This window comes from Streptomyces sp. BBFR25, assembly GCF_044590125.1.
Taxonomy (GTDB): domain Bacteria; phylum Actinomycetota; class Actinomycetes; order Streptomycetales; family Streptomycetaceae; genus Streptomyces; species Streptomyces canus_D.
On record NZ_CP172447.1, the window covers coordinates 8,321,056 to 8,340,470 of the forward strand.

Consider the following 19,415-nt stretch of genomic DNA (forward strand, 5'->3'; position numbering starts at 1 on the left):
GAAGGAGACCATGCGTGTACGCGTTCACAAGACGCCGCTGCGGTGTCGTCGCGGCGACGGCGACCCTGGTGTTCACCGCCGCCGTCGCGGCCGTGCCTCCGGCAGGTGCCTCGGCGCCCGCCGCGCCGTCCGCGGTCGTCCCCCGGGCCGAGACCGCCGCGCTGTTCGACGACGACGAGGGCGGCAACGCGAACGCCGACGACCCGGCGATCTGGCGCAACTCCGCCGACCCGGACGCCAGCCTCGTCATCGCCACGGCCAAGGAGGGCGGCCTGCGGGTCTACGACCTCGACGCCCGGCAGGTGCAGTCGGTCCCCGCGCCCGCGGCGCCCGGCGAGGACGACGCTCCCGGGCGCTTCAACAACGTCGACCTGGTGCACGGGATGCCCTTGGGCTCCGGCGCCGCCGACCTGGCGGTCGTCAGCGACCGCGGCAGCGACAAGCTCCGCGTCTACCGCGTCGACGGCGACCGGCCGGGCGCCCCGCTGACCGATGTCACGGACGCCTCGGCGCCGTGGATCTTCTCCGGCTCGCAGGAGCAGGTCAACGAGGAGAGCACCGCCTACGGCCTGGCCACGTACACCGACTCCGCGACCGGCACGTCCTACGCGCTCGTCAGCCAGAACGCGACCACCCGCGTCGCGCTGCTGGAACTGACCGCGACGCGCGCCGGCACGGTGTCCTACCGGAAGATCCGCACTCTGGACCTGCCCGCCGCCTTCACGATGCCCGACGGCACGAAATGGTCACCCTGCGGAGAGCCCGGCGAAGGCCCGCAGGTCGAGGGCATGGTCGTCGACCCGGAGACGGGCATGCTCTTCGCCGGGCAGGAGGATGTGGGCGTCTGGCGGCTGCCGGCCGATCTCAGGGGCAGGCCGGTCCTTCAGGACAAGGTCCGCGAGTACGGTGTGCCGGCCACTTACGACGAGGCGTCCGACGAGTGCGTGGCGGGTGACGACCCCGGATTCGGGGGCCGCCGCGTGTCCGCCGACGTCGAGGGCCTGACCCTGTTGAAGCAGGACGACGGCGACGGCTACCTGCTCACCTCCAGCCAGGGCGACGACACCTTCGTCGCCTACGACCGCGAACGGTCCGACGGCTACGAGTACGAGGGCGGCTTCCGCGTGAGTGCCGCGTCCGCCTCGCTGGACGGTTCCGAGGAGTGCGACGGCGCGGACGTACTCGCGGAGCCTCTCGGCAGCAGGTACCCGAACGGCCTGCTCGTCGTCCAGGACGGTCACATGGCTCCGGAGAACGGCGACCGGGAGGCCACGGGCTTCAAGTTCGTCGACCTCACCGACGTCCTCGAGGCCCTCGACGACTGACCGCCCCGGTGGCGGCCCGGACCGGCGCCGCCACCCTGGTCGCCGACCGCCTCCGTGCCCCGACTACCGCAGCGCACCGTGCTCACAGCCGGGCCGCCGAACGGCCGATCTCCCGCGCCGGGTTGACGACCGTCGTCAGCGCGGGGGAGACCATCGACGCCGCGTCGATGTCGTCGTACCCGGTGACGGCCAGCCGCCCCGGCACGGCGCTGCCCGCCGCCTACCGGAAGCCGAGGTGCGGGTCGTCGGTGCCGACCAGCTCACCGCTGACGGCCCACAGGCGGGCAGCGACGGCCGGGTCGGCCATGTGGGACGGGACGGGCTCACGCCTCGGGAGGCCACGCAGGCCGAAGACCCGTGGACCCCACAGCTGCCCTCCCCGCACCTCCGGGTCGAGGACGGCACGGACGACGGGCCAGGCTCCGGCGTCCTTGCCCTGCACCAGGAACCCGGCGGGCACGGCGCGCAGCCGCTCGCCGGGGGTCGTCACGTGTACCGGCGGGCGGGACGGGGTGAGGGAGTCCAGCGCGCCGCCGGGGTGAGCCACCACACTGAGCACCGTGCTGCCGACGGCACGCAGGCGGCGGTCCAGTTCGAAGCCGAAGCACATCTGCGCCAGCTTCGACCGGCCGTAGGTGCGCTTGGGCCGGTAGTCCCGGGTCGACTGCGGGTCGTCCAGGTCCAGGCGCTCGGACCGCGCCGCGAAGCTTCCCACCGTCACGACGCGGCCCGCCGGCGCCGCGGACAGCAGGGGGGCCAGCCACCGGGTCAGCGCGAAGTGGCCGAGGTGGTTGGTGCCGAACATCAGCTCGTGGCCGTCCACCGTCTCCCGACGCGGCGGGTCGTCGAGCGCGACCCCAGCGTTGCAGACCACCGCGTCGAGGCAATCGAGGTTCAGCCCGTCCACGGCGGTCCTCAGGGACGCCAGGTCGGCGAGGTCCAGCGGGAGGTGCCGCACCTGAGCGCCGGGGACGCGCGAGCGGATCGACGCCATGGCGGCGTCCGCCTTCGCGCGGTCCCGGCTGCCGAGTACGACGACGGCGCCGGTGGCGGCGAGCTGCTCCGCGGCGAAGTAGCCGATCCCGGCGTTGCCCCCGGTGACCAGGATGCTCCTGCCCTCCGCGGACGGCAGACGGTGCACGTCCCACGCGGGGCTCGGGGATGCGGAAGACACGATGACAGGCTCCTTGCGCTCTGGGCGGGCCGGTACTCGGAGAGAGCACCGGCCCGCCCAAGGTCGCAACCTCCACCGACATACCGCCGACAGATCACCCCTACCGTCGACAGATCTCCGACACCTCGCCGACAACAGGCGTGCGCGTTGAAGCAGGGAGTCGTTACCGCTCTGGCGTCGAAGCGCGAGGGCGGACGTCCCGTACGACCATGCCGAGCATCAGGTCGGACCTTCCGGAAGAGTGGCAAGCGGACTCGCACAATCACTGCCGTTCTTCCCATGACCATCCAGGTGCGGGGCACCAGGCGGGGAAGACCTCCGGACCGTGCCCGGGCCGTCCCGTACACACAACTGAAAGGAAGCCGTCACACGGGACCCGGAATGCCGTATCGGAGACCAGAGGTTTTCACCGGCATGACAGTAGGAGTAGCGCTCAACGCGAGCGACGCGCGGAACCAGGTCGACGCCTCGGTGGAACTGGCCCGTGAGGCCGCGGCCGCGGGGCTGCGCTCGGCCTGGTTCGGGCAGACCTTCGGCGCGGACTCGCCCCAACTCGCCGCAATCGTCGGACGCGAGGTGCCCACGCTCCACGTGGGCACCTCTGCGATCCCCGTCTTCGGACGGCATCCCCTGATCGTCTCCAGCCAGGCCCAGACCGCGCAGGCGGCCACGCACGGCCGCTACCACCTCGGACTGGCGCTGGGCACCAAGCTTCTCACCGAGGGCGGCTTCGGCCTGCCCTTCGAACGGCCCATCGCCCGGCTGCGCGAGTTCCTCACCGCGCTGCGGCAGTTGACGCAGACCGGCGCCGCCGACTTCCAGGGCGAACTGGTCACGGCCCGCACGCCGGTCCCCGCCCGCGTACCCGGCGCGGAAGCAGGCGTTCCCCTGCTGGTCGCCGCGATGGGAGCGCAGTCCCTGCGAGTCAGCGGTGAACTGGCGGACGGGATCCTGCCCTACCTGGCAGGCCCGCGCGCACTGGAGACGCACATCGTCCCGGCCCTCACCGCGGCGGCCGAAGCCGCCGGCCGACCCGCGCCGAGGATCGTCGCCCTCGTCCACGGCGTCGTGACGGACGACGTGGACGAGGTGCGGGAGAAGGCCACCGAACAACTGGCGTTCTACGAACAGATCCCGTCCTACGCGCGTGTCATCGAGTGGTCCGGCGGACGCCGGGCGTCCGATGTGGCGGTGATTGGCGACGAGCGGACGGTCGCGGCCGAAGTACGGCGCTACCGGGACGCCGGGGCGACGGAGGTGGTCTTCTCCGGCACCGAGATCGCGGGAGACGCCGACCGGCGCCGCACCTGGACTCTCCTCGGTGAACTGGCCGGGTGAGACAGCCCCTCGGTACAGCACCCGCGGGCTGCCGCGAGGCGGGCTGTCTCTGGACCGGCCGGAGCGTCACACCGCGTTGACGGCGTGCCGTACGACCGCGTCGAACAGGTAGCCCTGGGTGTTGTGAACGGTGGCGTCCGGTTGGGTCCGCCCCGTGGTGTCGGTAGCCCGGGCCAGCAACGTGTGGGTGCCGGGCGCCGGCGGACGCCAGGGAGTCGACCACCGCACCCAGCCGTCGCGCCGGGGCGCGTCGTGGAGCCGGGCGGCCTTCCACTCGCTGCCTCCGTCGGTGCTCACGTCCACCCGCACGACCCCGCCCGCCCCGGACCAGGAGCGCCCCGTGAGCCGGTGGGTGACGCCCGCCGTGAGGTTCGCCCGTTCGTCCAGCTCCCAGGCGCTCTTGAGCGTCTGCCGGGTCAGTGGGGCGCTTCCGCCGTCCGGGTGGGCGTCGCCGAACAGGCGGTAGAAGTCGGTGTTCCACGGTGAGTACAGCGGTCGGGCGGACACCTGGATGTCGCCGACCCACTTGATGGAGGCGATGCCGATCCACGAGGGCACGATGAGCCGCACGGGGTGCCCGTGGTCGGGTGGAAGCGGGGTGCCGTTCATCTCGTAGGCCAGCAGCACGTCGTCCAGCGCCTTGGACAGCGGCAGCGGGCGGCGGACCCGGCCGAGGTTCGTGCCGTCGGCGGTGACGTAGTCGTCGTCGAGGCCCCGGGGCAGGACGTCCACGGCCCTGCGGCCGAGGCCCGCGCGTTCGAGGACGGTCGCCAGGCGTACCCCACGCCAGCGGGCGACACCGATCGCGCCGAGGGTCCAGGGGGTGCCGCTGACCTCCTGGCCCTGCTGGCTGGTGAAGTGGCTCCGGCCGTTGCCCGCGCACTCCACGAAGGCGCTGTGCGTGACGGACGGCAGTTTCTTCAAGTCGGCGAGGGAGAAGTCGACGGCGCGGTGCCGTTCGAGGCCGTCGCCCCAGACGGTGAGCTTCCAGTCGGCCGCTGTGAGGAGTGGTGTCGCGGTGTGGTTGCGGACGAAGAAGCGGTCGTTGGGGGTGTGGTAGCCGGTGTGCGCCAGTGCGGCGAAGCGCGTCTCGGCGTTCGTGCCCCGCACCGTGAACAGGTCCTCGGGCAGCGGTTTGACGATGCCGGGGGCAGCGACCGTGGCGGCGGCGGCCGGTGTGCCGGGCGACGCCGCGGATGCCGCGCCGGCGAGTCCGGCGGCGGCGAACAGCCGGAGCATGTCACGCCTGGAGACACCGTCGGCCCGGGCTTCTCCGGAGAGCCACTGCCGCAGTCTGCGTCGGTCGTAGGCGGATTCGGGGATCTGCATCAGGGTCTGCCTTTCGCAGGCGGGCGCGGGGACATGCCCCCACGCGGGCGTAGAGAGGGAGGCGCGACCGTCCTGGAGGGACGAAGGGACGGCGGCAGCACCGGCCGTGGAGGCGGGGAGGACACGACACGCTCCCTGCCCGGCACGGCACAGCGGTCACGCGGTGAGGATCAACAACAGCCGTACGGCATGAGCACACGGGACCGCGGGGCGGCGGGGCGGCGTCGGCTGCGGATCACGGAGCCATCGTACGGAGGCGACGCGTTCTCGGGAAGAAGCCGGCTGATCCTGGTCGAGCCGCCGGTCACCGGCTCCCTCGCGCTCGGATCGGAAGGCGACCGTGCTGTGTCGGGGCGAAGACAGGGGCTGGGGACGGCGAGGTGGTGACGGTGCCGGCCGGACGACGGCCCGAACACCCTGAGTACTGCTCCGTCCTACTCGGTCCTGCTCCGTCCTACTCGGTCCGCGATCCGACGGCGACGTGCCGGACGCCCGTCGTGCCCGCCGTGAACCTGCGTCCGCCGCGGCGATGAGTTTCCGGGGCGGGGCCGGTCTGTACGGGCATGGAGACCTACACGCTCAAGACGGCCGGCGCGGACCTCGTCTACGACGTTCGCGGACCGCTGCCGCCCACGGATGGACGCCCGCCGTTGTTCATGATCGGGCAGCCCATGGACGCCACCGGCTTCGCCGCGCTCGCCGCGCGTTTCCCCGAGCGGACCGTGGCCACCTACGACCCGCGCGGCCTCGGTCGCAGCACCCGCAAGGACGGGCGGACCGACCACACACCGCAGACTCAGGCCGACGACGTGCACGCCGTCATCGAGGCGCTCGGGGCCGGGCCGGTCGAGATGTTCGCCAGCAGCGGCGGAGCGATCACGGCCCTCGCGGTCGTGGAGCGGTACCCCGCGGACGTGACCACTCTGGTCGCGCACGAGCCGCCGCTCATCACCCTCACGCCGGACGGCCCCGCGGCCGTGCGGGCGCGGGCCGCCCTGCGGGACGTCTACGAGAAGCGCGGATGGGGAGCGGGGATGGCCGCCTTCGTGGCCATGACCTCCTGGAAGGGAGAGTTCACCGACGCCTACTTCGAGCAGCCGGAGGCCGATCCCGCCGCGTTCGGGCTGCCCACGGAGGACGACGGCTCATGCGACGACCCACTGCTGTCCGACCGGTCGTGGGCGGTCAGCAGCTATCGGCCGGATGCCGACCTGCTCGCCGCCGCGCCCACCCGCATCGTGATCGCCGTGGGCGAGGAGTCCGAAGACCTGCAGACCGGGCGCACCTCCGTCGCGGCCGCCGAGCTGCTCGGGCAGCGGGTGAGCGTGTTCCCGAGCCATCACGGCGGCTTCTGCGACGGAGAGTTCGGATATCCCGGCAAGCCGGACGAGTTCGCGCATCGACTGCGCGAGGTCCTCGACGGCGCTTCGTGAGCCGACGGCGGGCCGGTCAGTCGGTGGTGGTGATGCCGCCGGTGGCGGCGATGACCTCGCCGACGGTGAAGCTGGAATCGGCGTCGGAGGCCAGGTACACGTAGGTCGGCGCGATCTCCTCCGGCTGCGCGACCCGCGCGAGCGGGCCCTCGCTGCCCAGATGGGCCAGACCTTCCTGCGGCATGTTCGGGTCGGCGACGTTCAGCACCGTCCAGGTGGGGCCGGGTGCGACCACGTTCGCGCGGATGCCGTCCTTGGCGAGGTGCTGGGCGATGGATTTGGTGAAGTTGACCAGCGCCGCCTTCGACGCCGCATAGTCGATCATGGTGTCGCTGCCCCTGAGGGCTTCCTCCGAGGCGGTGGCGATGATCGTGTCACCGGCGCGGAGATGCGGGCGTGCGGCCTGTACCAGGTGGTAGTAGGCGTACACGTTGACCTTGAAGGACCTGTCCCAGTCCTCGAAGCTGAGCTGCGAGAGATCGGTCTGGCTGTTCAGGTGTGCCGCGTTGTTCACCAGGATGTTCAGGCCGCCCAGCTCTCGCACGGTCCGCTCGACCGTCTCCCGGCAGAAGGATTCGTCGGCGAGGTCGCCGGGCAGGAGCAGGCACCTCTGCCCCGCGGCCTGGACCGCGTCGCGGGTTTCCTCGGCGTCCGGTTGCTCCTCGGGGAGGTGGACGATCGCCACGTCCGCGCCCTCACGCGCGTACAGCAGCGCGACGGCACGGCCGATACCCGAGTCTCCGCCGGTGATGAGCGCGACCTTGCCGCGGAGCTTGTCCGCCGCACGGTAACGCTTCGCCTCGTAGCGCGGCCGCGGACGCATGTCCCGCTCCAGCCCCGGGGCCTGCTGCCGCTGCTTGGGGTAGGGCGGTTTCGGCTCGGCAATGGTCTGCGGGTCGATGCCTCCGGTCCTGCCGTTGTCGTTCATGTTCGTGAGCCTCCTGAGGGCGTGGTTCATGCTCGGCACTCAGGTATCCCGCAGGAGCCCCTGTTAAAGCCCGGCGGGGCCCGCCGACTTTTCCGGCACCATCCCGACCGGAGCGCACGGACCCTGTCCCGGCTGCCCGGATGGACTCGTCGACGTGGTCGGCTCGTCCCGTGGTGGGGCGGGCCCCGGGATGTGGCGGCGGGAAACCGAAGGCCATCGCGATGACACCGTTGCTCGAATCCCTGTTGACCCATCTCTCCCGTACGGCTCTCGACGCGGCGGCCCGGGCACGGGCGGAGGCGGTCGTGTTCGACGTGCTGCGCCCCGCCGAGCGCCAGTTCACGCTGCAACTGCCCACGCGCGTTCCGGCAGGCGACGGGTCTCTCCTTCGGGCAGTGGCGACAGATGCTCCGGGTGCATGGATGCCCATCCGCTGCCCGTTCCCGACCTGTCGCTCGACACGATGGCGACACTCTCGCCGGACCGCTTCCGCGGAGCTGTGACCATCGGCGCCGGTCAGCCGTAGGGCCCCCACCGGCGTCCGAGGGTGTCGTACATGTACCGCGTCAGACCCTTGATGGCGCTGGTGCGGAACGGGCGGCCGTCGTCGTCGATGCGGACGGTGCCCGTGCGGCCCTGGGAGGACCAGTCCAGCTCCAGATACCAACGGCAGTCGCACGAGCTGGTCCCGGCCGTGACCAGCAGCACCTCGGGGTCCTTCGCGGAGACGCGGTAGGGCATGCGTACGGCCGGGATCGGCGTGCCGGAGTCGTTCCCGGCGACCGCGCGGGCGATGGGGCGGTCCTTGTCCAGGTCCACGGCGAACGACCGGGGAGTGATCGAGCCGCCGCAGCCCTGGTCCATGGCGTAGGCGTTGCCCTCGGCCGGCGCCGTGCGGCCGACCACGCGCACGCGCAGCGCCTCCAGGACGACGGCCGTGTCGCTGCGCCCCTGCACGGACAACTGCACCAGCGTCTCACCGCCGTGCACCGCGCTCTGCGTCGCCGCCCAGGGCGCCGCGTCCTGCGGGGCAGGGGGAGGGGGGACCTGGCTCGGCGGCTTGGCGATGACGTAGTCGTGACCGCAACCCAGCTTCCAGGCCTGTGAGTTGACGGACCAGCTGAGCGGCAGCCCGGCGGGCTGTTCGCCGCGAGAGGGGGCGGACGTCGCGCCGGGCGGGTGAGAGGTGCCCGGCTTCTCCTTCGGACTGGCGGAGCCCGAAGGCCGCCGCTCGGAGGTGCCGGAGGTGCCAGAGGTGCCGGAGGTACCGGATGTGGGGGTGCCGCTGGGGCTGGGGGAGGCGCCCCGCCGTCCCGCCGCCCCGGCCTCCGCCGTACCGGACGCCCTCGGACCGGCGGCCTGGGCAGGACCGTCGCCCGACGACCGCCGCCCGTCCGGCAGCGCGGACAGGGTCCCGAGCGTAGCGAGCACGGCACAGACGGAGGCCAGCCCGGCAACGAGACGTCTACGGCGGTACCAGGAGTGGCGCGGGAGCGAGGACGCGGGTGCCCGGGGCGGTCCCGGAGCAGGAGCAGCCGTTTCGGCGGGCGAGCCGCTGGTGGCCTTCGGTGCGGCATCCGGTGCGGTCACCGGTCCGCCGCCGACCGTCGGCGCCGTCTTCGGTGCGGTGACGCCCTCCACCACTGTGTCCGGCCCGTCTGCCGCGTCGTTCCCTGCTTCCGCTTCCGCTTCCGCGGCACCGGGCGTGCTCGCCGCCGCCTCAGTCGCCTCAGTCGCCTCAGCCGTCTCCGCCGTACGAGGCCGGTGGCGGGCCGCCACTGCCGTGAGCCACCGGCGGTGGAGTTCCAGGCGTTGCTCCGAGGTCGCCCCGCACAGCGCCGCGAAGCGTTCCACCGGGGCGAAGTCGAGCGGCACCGCGTCGCCCGCGCAGTAGCGGTGCAGCGTCGAGGTGTTCATGCCCAGACGGCGGGCCAGCGAGCCGTAGCTGCGGTCCGTGCGCTCCTTCAGCGCCCGCAGCAGCGCCGCGAACTCGGCCACCTCGTCGATGCCGTCGCCGTCCTCCTGTGCCGACACAGGTCCACCCGTCCTCGTACGACCCATCTGGCCCGGGACGGTATCCCAGGCACCCCATGTACCTGCACGTCGGACGGGCTGGGATGGTTCCACCCTGCCTGATCGGCCGTCGGCTGTTGCGCCCGGCCGCCGTGAGCGCTGATGCTCTTGGTGCCGCACCGACCAGGCCCGGGCCGACCAGCCGGCCCCCGCGGCATCCACGTCCACGCACCGTCCACGGGGGAACAACCATGGCCCTGCGCATCCGAACGAGCGCGCTCACCGCACTCACCTGCGCCGCCCTCGCGGCAGGCACGGTCCTCACGGCACCGGCCGTCGCCGCCCCGAAGGCTGCCGCGCCCGCGTTCCTGTCGGCCTCCCAGCTGCCGCCGCACCCGACGTCGACCTGGACCGCCGGGCCCGTCACCGACGGGTTCCCGGAGGAACTCGGCCTCTGCGTGAGCACGGAGGGCGTGCCTTCGTACGACTACCGGCACCGGCAGTTCTGGACCGACCTGGACACCAGCGCCGTGCAGTTGACCGTCGTGACGGGCACGGCCGCTCAGGCCAAGGCCCTGGCGAAGCACTACGACGACCTGATCCGCACCTGCGCCGACCGCATCGAGGAGTCCTCGCCCGACGTCGAGGCCGAGGGCCGCAACTACGGCAAGCTGCCGGTCGAGGAGGGCGCCCGCGTCCGCGGCCTGCACACCGAGACGTCCTGGGGCGCCACGGACATCGCCCTGCTGTCGGTCGGGCGGGACGGCAGGACCGTCACCGTCGTCAAGTGGGGACAGATGGGCGACTTCCGGAACGCGCCCGTGGCCGCCTTCAAGAAGACCACGAGCACGGCCGTCGACAAGCTGTACTGACCGGGCGGCCGCCCAAAGGACCGGGGTCGTCCTCCCGCCACGGGGGTCGGGAGGACGACCCCGTATCGGTCACTCACGCGTCAACGCCGCACACCACCATCCCTTCGTGTTTCCCCTTGGTTGTCCGGCAGGTGCCGGGGAAGAGAGGGAAGCATAGAGCTGAGAACGGCGCCGCGGTTCGGTTGCCGAGGACAGGAGAGGGACCCAATGGGAAGTGTGTGGATGTACGCGCCGGAGATCGGGCACGGGGCCCAGCAGTCGTTGGTGGGATTCACCGTGGAGGCCGCCGACGGCGTCATCGGGCATGTGGACCGCCAGCAGGACCAGCCCGGCGTGCAGCACCTCGTCGTCGACACCGGGGTGTGGAAGTTCGGCAGAAGCGTCCTGATCCCCGCGGGCGCCGTCACCGGCATCGACACCGAGGCGCAGAAGGTGCACGTCGCACCGTCCCGGGACGAGATCAAGGCCGCTCCCCGTTTCGCCACCGACAGCGAGACAGCCGACCCCGACTACCTGTCCGGAGTCGGCGACTACTACCTGTCCCTTCGTGCCTGAGCCACCGTCTACGCCGGTTCCAGAAGAGGACGCTTGCGGCAGCTGCGAGATGCTCGAGGCATAGTAGCCATGGATATAATGCCCATGTACTCTATCTCCCATGAGTAAGGGTTCACCGAGTCCGACGCCTGGATTCCTCGTATGGCGGCTCGCCAACAAGTGGCGCGTCGCGGTCGACCGCGCGGTGGCTCCGCTGGGTCTCACCCACGCGCAGTACTCGCTGGTCGCGTCGCTGTACGGAATGCAGCGCGTCGGCGAGCGTCCTAGTCAGCGCCAACTCGCCGACCACACGGGTATGGAGGCGCTGTACGTCTCAAAGCTGGCGCGCGCCCTGGAGTCGGCCGATCTCATCGCTCGCACCCGCGATCCCCGCGACCCACGCGCCGTACAACTCGCGCTCACCGAGCAGGGTGAGGCCGTCACGCGACAGGCCATCGGGATGGTCCAGGAACTGCTCCAGCAGTTGCTGGAGCCACTCGGCGGCCTCGACGCCCCGCGGACGCGTGCGTTCACCGGCGAACTGGCGACCCTGCTCGACGCACCTCTCGCTCCACCCATTCCGAACGACGAGAGCAAGCGAAGGGCAATGCCATGACCACTGCCGAATCAACCCACCACACCCCTCGCCAACGCCCGTGTCCTCGCCCTGGCCCACTACGGCGCCCGCGGCGTCCTGGAGGGCGTCCTGGCCCGGCACGGCGCCACGTTCCAGCAGCAGGTCGCCCTGCGCGCCGCCGTCACCTCCGACGCCCCGCAGACGCCGGACGACCTCCTCGCCCAGGTCCAGCATTCCCTCAAGGCGGACCCGGCCGACATCCGCGCCACGCTCGACGAACTGCGGACCAAGCAGCTGCTCGTCCCCGACGGCGAGCACCTCTGCCCCACCGACGCGGGGCGCGAGCTCCTCGCCGCCGTCGCCGCGGAGAGCGCCCCCTTCTCCGCCCGCATCTGGGGCGGGATCCCCACCGAGGACTTGGCCGCCGCAGGCCGCGTCCTCGCCTTGGTCACCGAGCGCGCCAACGCAGAGCTTGCGACACTGACCGCCTGACCGCGCCGGTCGGATCTGTTCGCGTGGACCCGCCGGTATGTGTCGACGGCACTCTTGCGACCGGGACGGCACCCTGCAGCTTTCGACATTCTCGTCACCGAGAGTGTATGGATGTGAAGCAGGGGTAACAGTCCGTGCACACATAACCGCACGGAAAGATCGCTGGAGCGGAGAGTGAGAACCGTGAGGGGATCCCTCGGTAACCGCCAACCCCGACCGTCACTTGTCCGACATGCCCGCGGGCTCGGCACAGCAGCCCCACGGACCGGCCCGCTGCCGGAGCCGGTGCGCATCCTGGGCATGTCAGACCTGGCGAAGATCACTCCGTCTGACGCCCGAGCCCTGTCCAAGCCGCTGTTCGCCCGCTTGGACGCCCTGCAAGAGGGGACCGCGGAGTACTCGTACGTCCGCAACACCCTGGTCGAACTCAACATGACCTTGGTGTACTTCGTAGCGCGACGCTTCCGCTCACGGACCGAGTCGGTCGAGGACGTCGTCCAGGCCGGCAGTATCGGACTGATCAAAGCGATCAACCGGTTCGATCCCGCACGCGGCGTCGAGTTCGCGAGCTTCGCGGTTCCGACCATCACGGGCGAGATCAAGCGGTTCTTTCGCGATGCCACCTGGGCCGTGCGCGTTCCGCGCCGACTGCAAGAGCTGCGTCTGACCCTGCAGAACGCGGGCACGGACCTGGAAAGGGAGCTCGGCCGCCCACCCACCGTCGCCGAACTCGCCGCCTACGTGAAGCGGGACCCCGAGGACGTACTGGAGGGCCTCGAAGCAGCCAACAGTTACTGCGCCGCGTCCCTCGACGCATCCGGCGACGAAACGGAACGGGACGACATCCTGGCCGATCAGGTCGGATTCGAGGACCACGACTTGGAGTTGGTCGAGGAGCTGACGGCACTTCAGCCGATCATCGCGCGACTGCCGGAACGCGACCGGATGATCCTCGGCATGCGGTTCGGTCGTGAGATGACCCAGTACGAGATCGGTGCCGAGCTCGGCATCTCGCAAATGCACGTCTCCCGTCTCCTCACCCGGATCCTGAACCGGCTGCGCTCTCATCTGACCCCTCAGTGAGAGCCGCAGCCGGTGCCGCGTGGTACAGCGCGGCGCGGGCTACGTCAGGCGCCCGGTGTTCGCGTGGTGATCTGCGGGGCGGGCCCGTGCCAGTCCAGGCACAGGACCGTGGCGTCGTCCCTCACCTCGCCCTTGCAGGCGTCGGTGACGGCGTTGACCATGGCGCGTACGGCCTCGCGGGGATGCTCACCAGCGGTGTCCCGGATGATGCCGGGCAGGTCGACGGATCCGGCTTGGCGTTCTTGCATGCCGTCGGTGTAGAGCACAAGGCGGTCACCAGGGCGCAGGTCGAAGTCCTGCACCTGGTAGGGGGACCGGGCGGGCACACCGAAGGGAAGGTTGATGTGCAGCGGGATCTCATCGACGGCGCCGTCGCGCAGCCGCAGCGGCCAGAGGTGGCCGGCGTTCACGAGCTGTGCGCCGGACCCGTCCAGGGCGATGCGCAGGAGCTGGCCGGTGGCAAAGGTACGGCGACCGTAGTCGAGGACGGCCTGGTGGGTCTGGCGGGCCTGTTCGGCAAGGCCTGCCCCGGCGCGGCGGGCACCGCGGGATGCGTTGACCAGGAGAGTGGCGATGAGTGAGGCGTCGACGTCGTGGCCCATCGCATCGGTGATGGACAGGTGCAGGGTGTCGTGGTCGAGGCTGTAGTCGTAGGTGTCACCGGCGATGTCGGAGGCCGGGACCAGAGCGCCGGCGAGAGCGAACTCGGGGGCTTCGCAGGAGGGGGCCGAGGGCAGGAGCTGGCGTTGGATCTCCGCGGCCAGGGTGACCGAACCGGCGCGGTTGCCCCAGTAATAGAGGTCGGTGAACCTGCGGTCGGTGACGATGATGTACGCCAGCGCGTGCGCGACCTCTTCGACCTGTGCCAGCTCGTCCGGTGTCACGTGGTCGAGATAGAGCTCCAGTACCCCGATGGTGTCGCCGCGGTTGCTGACCGGGGCGAGCACGCGGTGCCCTTGTGTGCCTTCTACCGTGCGCACCAGCTTCTGGGTACGCAGAACCTCGTCGTACACGCTGTCGGCCAGCGGGACCTGATCGGCGCCGCGCTCCTGTGAGGTCGTCTTCTCCTCGTTGACCCGCAGCAAACGGCGCCCGACGACGTCAACGAACAGGAACGACACGCGTCGCGCGTCGAACCGGTCCCGCAGGTTGCGCGCCACGACATCGAGGGAGTGCACCGGTGCGGCGTCCTCCGCCGCGGCCAGCACCTCGGCAAGCCCGATCTGAACATGTTCCATATCAGCCTCCCTGAGTTAGGGACCCTCCTTCCCGCAGACCCCACGTCCATCACAGCCGTGATGGATGCCCTCAGCTCGAGGGCGCTGGCGTCGGGTCAGGCGGCTTGGTCCCACTCGCCGTGGGAGTCGTCGTCCTCCTCCTCGGAGACTTGCCGGTGCGCGGCCTTCTCGCGGGCGCGGAGGCATGCCCAGGTGATCGCGGCCGCGCCGGTGAGGTACCAGGGCAGGGGCCACAACGCGTGCCACCGGATGCCTTGCGGGGAGAGGAGCAGATCGGCGGCGGCGGTGGCCATGCCGGCGGCGAGACTCCAGCACAGCATGCGACCGGCCCACTGGACGGCGCGGGTGGGCCGACGCGCGGGAGGGGGACGACGGGTGGGGTTGGAGCAGGGCATGCGTCTGCCAGGTGTGCTCATCGCAGGACGTCCTTCAACAGCAGGGGCGGATTGCCGCGGGCTGGGGGACCACGCATGCAGGGCGGGGCAAGTGTGCCCTCCCCAATTTAGTTGTCATGAGACAAATAAGCAATCGGTCGCATCGACATGCAACGACCAGGAAAGTCCGAGGCCTTCCCCTCGATCCCCAGGAGTCCGGGCGTCAGTCAGATGAAGGCAGCTGCCGCAAGCTCTGCTTCCGTCTCTTCCCAGGGCAGATAGATGCCAAGCTCGCTCTCGAGGAACCGCAGGAACGCGACATCGCCCGGTTCGTCACCGCTGTGCACGAACCCGAGCGCCACCTCGGGCGGCGAGCCGTCGGTCAAGTGAGGCAGACCGGGCTCGAAGGACGTCACCACATCGCCGCGGCGGGCGTAGCCGACGCGGCTGAACCCCTTGGCGTTGCGATGCACACAGAACGCCCGCCCTCGCTCGGACAGCGCAGCGAGGTACGAGCCCGTGTGACAGTGAACTCCTCCAGCGCGTAAGCCCAGCCCGCCACCGAGCCCGCCCGGACGATGGTGGTGGGCGGGACGGGCAGAAAGCCGGAGCGTGTCAGCTTGGCGGCCGCCGCATCGTCTTCGCCGTCCAGGAAGCCGTCGAGGTCACTGATGCCATCCGCCTCGTCCCTCAGCAGCAGTTCGCACGCTGCGGAGCGGGTGAGTGGGACAACGTGACGCGCCTCGGCGCCGACGCGACACAGCAACTCGTGCGGCGAGAGGCCCTCGCTGAGTGTGAGCGTGAAGCCGATGCTGTGGGCATCGGCTCTCCAGCGCAGTCCGTTCTCCGTACTTCCCTGGTTCATCAAGCTCCTCCCCGCACGGCGGCCGCCGGGATGACGCCCCCTGCGAGCGGAATCTATCGCGCATGAAAGCAACCGCCGCAGCGCCGCTGGCCGCGTCTGAACCCGGGCGGGTGCTGTAAGTCGGGGCAGTCAGTCAGTGGTTCGTGGCGACGACGCAGTGCGTGGGCGATGGGCTCGAACGTCCACAGGGCGACCATCGGGATCGCGAGCTGTCATCGTCCACTGCGTGGGCAGTGTCTCGATCTGTCCGACCGGCCATCCGGCAGCCAGGATCCGATCGCGAACTTCGCACAGCTGCACGTACGTTCCCACGCGCAGCCCCCATCCCGCATTGCCGAGGGGATCGAGATCAGTGGTGGGCGCGGGAGCGGTTTCGACGATCATCAGGTGGTCGGCCCCGCCGACATCGACGACCGCGATCCGGGGGTCAGAACGGGTTGCAGCGCGCTCGAACGCGAGCGCTGCTCCGAGCAACTCCGTGTAGTACGCCACGAGCCGGTCGAGGTCGGTCGTGGACAGTGTCAGATGGTTGATTCCGAAGAGACCGGGCATGGTGGGTCAACTGTAGCCAGGGAGTTGGGTGGTGTGGCGTGCTCGGTAGCATGTGGCGGGTGAACAGGGCTGACGCGCATCACCACCGGCGGAGAGAAGACGTCACCGGCACCGAGCTTGTGGGTGGGGTCGAGAAGCGCGAGCTGTATCTGGTGCCACACGACGCCGGATGGGCGGACCGATACTCCTCTCACGCGGCTCGGATCCGGAACGCCCTGGGAGACACGGCGTTGGTCGTCGAGCACATCGGGTCGACCGCAGTCCCCGGGCTGGCCGCGAAACCGATCATCGACATCGTCGTGGCGGTCCACGACATCACCGCGGAAGAGGAGTACCTCGACCCGTTGCTCGCGAGCGGATACGTCCTACGTGTCCGAGAGCCCGGCCACCGCCTGCTTCGCACCGAAGCACGGGACTTGCACCTCCACATCCTCGAAGACGCGGATCCAGCCGTCGACGACTACCTGCTCCTCAGAGACCACCTTCGGGTCGATCAGGCCGACCGGCACCTCTACGAGAGCACCAAGCGCGATCTGGTGACCCGCGAGTGGGCCGACATGAACGCCTACGCCGACGCGAAGACCGGGGTGATCGAAGAAATCAAGGCGCGGGCGAGGAGCCGACGCGGCGCGCATACGGCTCCGTCGTCAAACGAATCTCGACCGGATCAGGAGTGACGCGGGTCTGACTGCTGCCTCGCCTGGCCGGCGGAGAACTCGTCCGGATCGTATGCGTCCACATCACTCATGCTGCGGCCCGGCTGTCGGGAGCCGGACAAAGCGGCAGCCCGGAATACAGGGGCATGCGGGCGGGCATTGCCGACATGACCGGTGCCCCCGTTGAATTGTCGCCCGGTCATGCATGACAAATGGCATGGATCCGAGAGCTGTCAGGCGTCGGGGTCGACTTCGGGGTGCGTGAACCGCAGGGGCTTGCCCAGTGACCGGGCGTAGGCGATTTCGGCTCGGGTGCTGTCTCCGATGTAGTCGCCGACGATGAGCACCTCATCAGCGAGGCGGATCTTCGCCCGGTGCAGATCGCCGAGTCGAGTCTTCAGCGCCTCGGCCTCGGCAGGATCGGACCGAAGTGCGTGCGGCGACTTCATGTCGATGCCCGGTTTGACGACGATCTTCCCGGCCATGGTCTCGCGCACATCTGCCTCGTTCATCTCGGTCATGAAGCGGGTGGATCCGCAGATCACGACGATGCGGGGGAGGCCCAACAGCTTCTTCGCGGCGGCGAGTTTCCCCTCCGGGGTGAGCAGATGCGGGGATGACACCGGTTTCTCCTGGTGGTGTGGACCAAGGGGCGCCTGCGGAGACTGGCTACTCCTCGGGCTCCCAGGCGATCAGCCGCTCGAACACCTGGTGGTCACCCTCGGTCTTCAGGTCGTCCAGCGTGAGGCGGCCCCAGACGAAGAGGAGCAACTGCTCGGCCGAGCCCGTGGCCGAAGCCGAGGCCGGCGCCGCGGCGTCGTCGTTGAGGGGCGCGGGCCAGGCGCCGGTGCCGTCCAGGGTGAGGAGCCAGGAGCGGCCCTCGGTGGCGTGGTAGTGGATGGTGGCGGCCTCGTGGGGCCAGGCCGCCGGGGTGGAGTTGCAGGTGTCGAGGAACTCGGCCACGCCGTCGGTCGCGACTTCCGCCGGCATCGGCTGCACGGCGCCCGCGGCGAGCTGGGCGTCGTAGGTGTGCACCAGCACCTCGTGCACCCGGCGCCGGGCAACGCCCCAGGCGCTCGCCGGTGACACACCGGCGCTCCACCACGTCCAGCACGCGCGGTCGGGGCCGGACTCGCGCAGCGCACGCAGCAGCACGTCGTTCGACTCGGCGTACCAGGCCAGCAGCGCCTCGAGCTCGCGCGGCACCTCCGCGGCAACCTTGGCCGGCGGTGCCTCGGCCGGGCCCGCGGCGACGATCGCGGCCCACCAGCGCTGGCCCGTACCCAGGTGCCGCACCAGATCGAACACCGTCCACTCGGGGCAGGACGGCACCGGCGCGTCAAGGCCGGGCGCGGCGGCAACCGCACTGCGGAACGCGGCCGAGCGCTCGTCGATCAGCTGCAGCAGCGCGGCGTACTCAAGTCTGTCTGTCACATCGCTTGGCTATCACGCCGGTTCAGCCGACCGCACCCGGTTTTCCGGTCCGTCAGCGCCGATCGCGAGCACCCGCGTCATGCACTCCGAGTGTGCTCTCCCGCTTCTCCAGCCGGTACCCCGGCCGGATACGTCGGCCTCGCTGCTCCCGGCCGTTCAGCTGTGCGAGGACCGACTCCACCGCCATACGGGCGATCGCCGCCTTGTCGGGTGAGACGGAGGTCAAGGTCACGGCCCCGAACCGTCCCTCGGCCACGTCGTCGAAGCCCACCACCGCGACGTCCTCCGGCACCCGCAGTCCGCGTTCGGACAGGGCGCGCAGTGCTCCGATCGCGATGAGGTCGTTGTAGGCGAACACGGCGTCCGGACGACGGCCGGAGTCCAGCAGCCCGGCCATGGCCCGTGCTCCGTCGGCGTGCGCCCACCCGTCGGTGGCGGCCACCAGCCGGGAGTCCGCGGCGAGACCGGCGGCGTCGAGTTCGTCACGCCACCCGCGCAGGCGCAGGTGCGCGGGCTGGCTGCGTCCTCGGCGGGCGCCGATGAACGCCACGTTCCTGCGCCCCAGTTCGACGAGATGCCGGACGGCGGTACGGGCCGCGGCCACATTGTCGATGGCGATGTGGTCGTAGGGCAGGTCGTACTCCCGTTCGCCGAGTAACACCAGTGGTACCTGCTCGGACTGCGACCGCAGATCCTCCGCCTCCAGTTCGATGGGGCTGAGAATGAGACCGTCGATCACTCGTGTCCGGAACCCCTGGCTGACGAGGATCTCCTGGTCCCGTCTGCCGCGGGTGTGGTCCAGCAGCACGGTGTAGTCGTGTTCGGCCGCCACGTTGATGATCTCGGTGGCCAGCTCGGCGAAGTAGGGATTGCCGAGTTCGGGCAGGGCGAGCGCGATGATTCCCGTACGGCCCTTGCGCAGGTGACGTGCTGTGAGGTTCGGCTGGTAACCCAGCTCGTCGATGGATGCCTGGACCCGGGCGCGCATCGCGGGCGTGACGTGCTGGTAGTCGTTGACGACGTTCGAGACGGTCTTGATGGACACGCCCGCGTGCAAGGCGACGTCCTTGAGGCTGACCCGCATATGTTCCTTCCGCCGCCCGACCGTCTGCCCGGGGCCGCGGACCGGCTCCTGGCGCCCAGGGGAAGGCCCGCGCCAGGCTTGCATCGTTATACGTCGCGTGCCTTCCCGCTGACA

22 protein-coding genes and 1 pseudogene are annotated in these 19,415 nt (G+C 70.5%); 10 read left to right on the forward strand and 13 right to left on the reverse strand.

Annotation, left to right across the window (positions count from 1 at the left end; translation table 11 throughout):
• Nucleotides 1-14 precede the first annotated feature (14 nt).
• Entirely contained in the window at nt 15-1,325 is a 1,311-nt protein-coding gene (locus tag ACGH52_RS37340) for a phytase (RefSeq protein ID WP_399946021.1), read from the forward strand.
• 82 nt (nt 1,326-1,407) lie between these two features.
• Here ACGH52_RS37340 and ACGH52_RS37345 read toward each other — a convergent pair whose 3' ends face one another.
• Both ACGH52_RS37345 and ACGH52_RS37350 read right to left on the reverse strand, forming a co-directional pair.
• A complete protein-coding gene (locus tag ACGH52_RS37345; RefSeq protein ID WP_079252552.1) occupies nt 1,408-1,530 on the reverse strand; it encodes a substrate-binding domain-containing protein in 123 nt (40 codons plus the stop codon).
• A gap of 15 nt (nt 1,531-1,545) precedes the next feature.
• Nucleotides 1,546-2,499 carry an SDR family NAD(P)-dependent oxidoreductase gene (locus tag ACGH52_RS37350; RefSeq protein WP_399946024.1) on the reverse strand — a complete coding sequence of 318 codons (954 nt, stop codon included), beginning with the start codon at nt 2,497-2,499 and terminating at the stop codon, nt 1,546-1,548.
• Between the two features lie 414 nt (nt 2,500-2,913).
• Here ACGH52_RS37350 and ACGH52_RS37355 point away from each other — a divergent pair, with 414 nt between their 5' ends.
• A complete protein-coding gene (locus tag ACGH52_RS37355; protein WP_399946027.1) occupies nt 2,914-3,837 on the forward strand; it encodes an LLM class F420-dependent oxidoreductase in 924 nt (307 codons plus the stop codon).
• Between the two features lie 66 nt (nt 3,838-3,903).
• On the opposite strand, the gene ACGH52_RS37360 is transcribed toward ACGH52_RS37355, so the two are convergent.
• Nucleotides 3,904-5,166, reverse strand: coding sequence for a sulfite oxidase (locus ACGH52_RS37360; protein ID WP_399946029.1), 1,263 nt, complete (start codon nt 5,164-5,166; stop codon nt 3,904-3,906).
• Nucleotides 5,167-5,729: 563 nt separating this feature from the next.
• On the opposite strand from ACGH52_RS37360, the gene ACGH52_RS37365 reads away from it, so the two are divergent.
• On the forward strand, nt 5,730-6,599 hold the full coding sequence (locus tag ACGH52_RS37365) for an alpha/beta fold hydrolase (protein ID WP_399946031.1): 870 nt from the start codon (nt 5,730-5,732) through the stop codon (nt 6,597-6,599).
• A 16-nt stretch (nt 6,600-6,615) separates the two neighbouring features.
• Here the strand turns inward: ACGH52_RS37365 and ACGH52_RS37370 are convergent, their stop codons facing one another.
• On the reverse strand, nt 6,616-7,527 hold the full coding sequence (locus ACGH52_RS37370) for an SDR family oxidoreductase (RefSeq protein ID WP_059296409.1): 912 nt from the start codon (nt 7,525-7,527) through the stop codon (nt 6,616-6,618).
• Between the two features lie 203 nt (nt 7,528-7,730).
• Between ACGH52_RS37370 and ACGH52_RS37375 the strand changes: the two are divergent.
• Nucleotides 7,731-7,947 (forward strand): annotated as a pseudogene (locus ACGH52_RS37375) (AraC family transcriptional regulator); the annotation flags it as partial.
• A gap of 96 nt (nt 7,948-8,043) precedes the next feature.
• Here the strand turns inward: ACGH52_RS37375 and ACGH52_RS37380 are convergent.
• Nucleotides 8,044-9,561 carry a helix-turn-helix domain-containing protein gene (locus ACGH52_RS37380; RefSeq protein ID WP_399946035.1) on the reverse strand — a complete coding sequence of 506 codons (1,518 nt, stop codon included), beginning with the start codon at nt 9,559-9,561 and terminating at the stop codon, nt 8,044-8,046.
• Between the two features lie 230 nt (nt 9,562-9,791).
• On the opposite strand from ACGH52_RS37380, the gene ACGH52_RS37385 reads away from it, so the two are divergent.
• The 5 genes from ACGH52_RS37385 (at nt 9,792) to ACGH52_RS37405 (ending at nt 13,098) form a co-directional block, all read left to right on the forward strand.
• Complete coding sequence (locus ACGH52_RS37385; RefSeq protein ID WP_399946038.1) at nt 9,792-10,412, forward strand: hypothetical protein; 621 nt, start codon at nt 9,792-9,794, stop codon at nt 10,410-10,412.
• 207 nt (nt 10,413-10,619) lie between these two features.
• Entirely contained in the window at nt 10,620-10,967 is a 348-nt protein-coding gene (locus ACGH52_RS37390; RefSeq protein ID WP_076972413.1) for a hypothetical protein, read from the forward strand.
• Nucleotides 10,968-11,067: 100 nt separating this feature from the next.
• Nucleotides 11,068-11,562: a MarR family winged helix-turn-helix transcriptional regulator gene (locus tag ACGH52_RS37395; RefSeq protein WP_210975989.1), complete on the forward strand. Its 495-nt coding sequence runs from the start codon at nt 11,068-11,070 to the stop codon at nt 11,560-11,562.
• 3 nt (nt 11,563-11,565) lie between these two features.
• Complete coding sequence (locus tag ACGH52_RS37400) at nt 11,566-12,015, forward strand: MarR family transcriptional regulator (protein ID WP_399947012.1); 450 nt, start codon at nt 11,566-11,568, stop codon at nt 12,013-12,015.
• 300 nt (nt 12,016-12,315) lie between these two features.
• On the forward strand, nt 12,316-13,098 hold the full coding sequence (locus ACGH52_RS37405; protein WP_399947015.1) for a SigB/SigF/SigG family RNA polymerase sigma factor: 783 nt from the start codon (nt 12,316-12,318) through the stop codon (nt 13,096-13,098).
• A 44-nt stretch (nt 13,099-13,142) separates the two neighbouring features.
• Here ACGH52_RS37405 and ACGH52_RS37410 read toward each other — a convergent pair whose 3' ends face one another.
• The 5 genes from ACGH52_RS37410 to ACGH52_RS37430 all read right to left on the reverse strand — a co-directional run bounded on the left by ACGH52_RS37410 (nt 13,143) and on the right by ACGH52_RS37430 (nt 16,127).
• Nucleotides 13,143-14,336: a PP2C family protein-serine/threonine phosphatase gene (locus ACGH52_RS37410; RefSeq protein WP_399946041.1), complete on the reverse strand. Its 1,194-nt coding sequence runs from the start codon at nt 14,334-14,336 to the stop codon at nt 13,143-13,145.
• A 95-nt stretch (nt 14,337-14,431) separates the two neighbouring features.
• Nucleotides 14,432-14,752, reverse strand: coding sequence for a hypothetical protein (locus ACGH52_RS37415; RefSeq protein WP_210975987.1), 321 nt, complete (start codon nt 14,750-14,752; stop codon nt 14,432-14,434).
• Between the two features lie 185 nt (nt 14,753-14,937).
• Complete coding sequence (locus ACGH52_RS37420) at nt 14,938-15,126, reverse strand: hypothetical protein (protein WP_399946045.1); 189 nt, start codon at nt 15,124-15,126, stop codon at nt 14,938-14,940.
• A complete protein-coding gene (locus tag ACGH52_RS37425) occupies nt 15,123-15,575 on the reverse strand; it encodes a hypothetical protein (RefSeq protein WP_399946048.1) in 453 nt (150 codons plus the stop codon). The genes ACGH52_RS37420 and ACGH52_RS37425 overlap by 4 nt, the downstream gene beginning before the upstream one ends.
• 129 nt (nt 15,576-15,704) lie before the next feature.
• On the reverse strand, nt 15,705-16,127 hold the full coding sequence (locus ACGH52_RS37430; protein WP_399946051.1) for a VOC family protein: 423 nt from the start codon (nt 16,125-16,127) through the stop codon (nt 15,705-15,707).
• A 59-nt stretch (nt 16,128-16,186) separates the two neighbouring features.
• Here ACGH52_RS37430 and ACGH52_RS37435 point away from each other — a divergent pair, with 59 nt between their 5' ends.
• The gene (locus ACGH52_RS37435) at nt 16,187-16,804 is read left to right on the forward strand and encodes a GrpB family protein (protein WP_399946054.1); all 618 of its coding nucleotides are present in this window, start codon (nt 16,187-16,189) and stop codon (nt 16,802-16,804) included.
• A gap of 212 nt (nt 16,805-17,016) precedes the next feature.
• Here ACGH52_RS37435 and ACGH52_RS37440 read toward each other — a convergent pair whose 3' ends face one another.
• Genes ACGH52_RS37440 through ACGH52_RS37450 form a run of 3 tightly spaced genes read right to left on the reverse strand, consistent with a single transcriptional unit; the run spans nt 17,017 to nt 19,301 of the window.
• Complete coding sequence (locus tag ACGH52_RS37440) at nt 17,017-17,406, reverse strand: hypothetical protein (protein WP_399946057.1); 390 nt, start codon at nt 17,404-17,406, stop codon at nt 17,017-17,019.
• Nucleotides 17,407-17,452: 46 nt separating this feature from the next.
• The gene (locus tag ACGH52_RS37445; protein WP_210975985.1) at nt 17,453-18,217 is read right to left on the reverse strand and encodes a maleylpyruvate isomerase family mycothiol-dependent enzyme; all 765 of its coding nucleotides are present in this window, start codon (nt 18,215-18,217) and stop codon (nt 17,453-17,455) included.
• 52 nt (nt 18,218-18,269) lie between these two features.
• Nucleotides 18,270-19,301: a LacI family DNA-binding transcriptional regulator gene (locus ACGH52_RS37450; protein WP_399946060.1), complete on the reverse strand. Its 1,032-nt coding sequence runs from the start codon at nt 19,299-19,301 to the stop codon at nt 18,270-18,272.
• Nucleotides 19,302-19,415 lie beyond the last annotated feature (114 nt).

Bases quoted from the DNA above. Each gene is read 5' to 3' on its own strand.
- ACGH52_RS37355 (WP_399946027.1), top strand. From the start codon at position 2,914: ATGACAGTAGGAGTAGCGCTCAACGCGAGCGACGCGCGGAACCAGGTC.
- ACGH52_RS37360 (WP_399946029.1), bottom strand. From the start codon at position 5,166: ATGCAGATCCCCGAATCCGCCTACGACCGACGCAGACTGCGGCAGTGG.
- ACGH52_RS37365 (WP_399946031.1), top strand. From the start codon at position 5,730: ATGGAGACCTACACGCTCAAGACGGCCGGCGCGGACCTCGTCTACGAC.
- ACGH52_RS37370 (WP_059296409.1), bottom strand. From the start codon at position 7,527: ATGAACGACAACGGCAGGACCGGAGGCATCGACCCGCAGACCATTGCC.
- ACGH52_RS37385 (WP_399946038.1), top strand. From the start codon at position 9,792: ATGGCCCTGCGCATCCGAACGAGCGCGCTCACCGCACTCACCTGCGCC.
- ACGH52_RS37390 (WP_076972413.1), top strand. From the start codon at position 10,620: ATGGGAAGTGTGTGGATGTACGCGCCGGAGATCGGGCACGGGGCCCAG.
- ACGH52_RS37395 (WP_210975989.1), top strand. From the start codon at position 11,068: ATGAGTAAGGGTTCACCGAGTCCGACGCCTGGATTCCTCGTATGGCGG.
- ACGH52_RS37405 (WP_399947015.1), top strand. From the start codon at position 12,316: ATGTCAGACCTGGCGAAGATCACTCCGTCTGACGCCCGAGCCCTGTCC.
- ACGH52_RS37410 (WP_399946041.1), bottom strand. From the start codon at position 14,336: ATGGAACATGTTCAGATCGGGCTTGCCGAGGTGCTGGCCGCGGCGGAG.
- ACGH52_RS37415 (WP_210975987.1), bottom strand. From the start codon at position 14,752: ATGAGCACACCTGGCAGACGCATGCCCTGCTCCAACCCCACCCGTCGT.
- ACGH52_RS37425 (WP_399946048.1), bottom strand. From the start codon at position 15,575: ATGAACCAGGGAAGTACGGAGAACGGACTGCGCTGGAGAGCCGATGCC.
- ACGH52_RS37430 (WP_399946051.1), bottom strand. From the start codon at position 16,127: ATGCCCGGTCTCTTCGGAATCAACCATCTGACACTGTCCACGACCGAC.
- ACGH52_RS37450 (WP_399946060.1), bottom strand. From the start codon at position 19,301: ATGCGGGTCAGCCTCAAGGACGTCGCCTTGCACGCGGGCGTGTCCATC.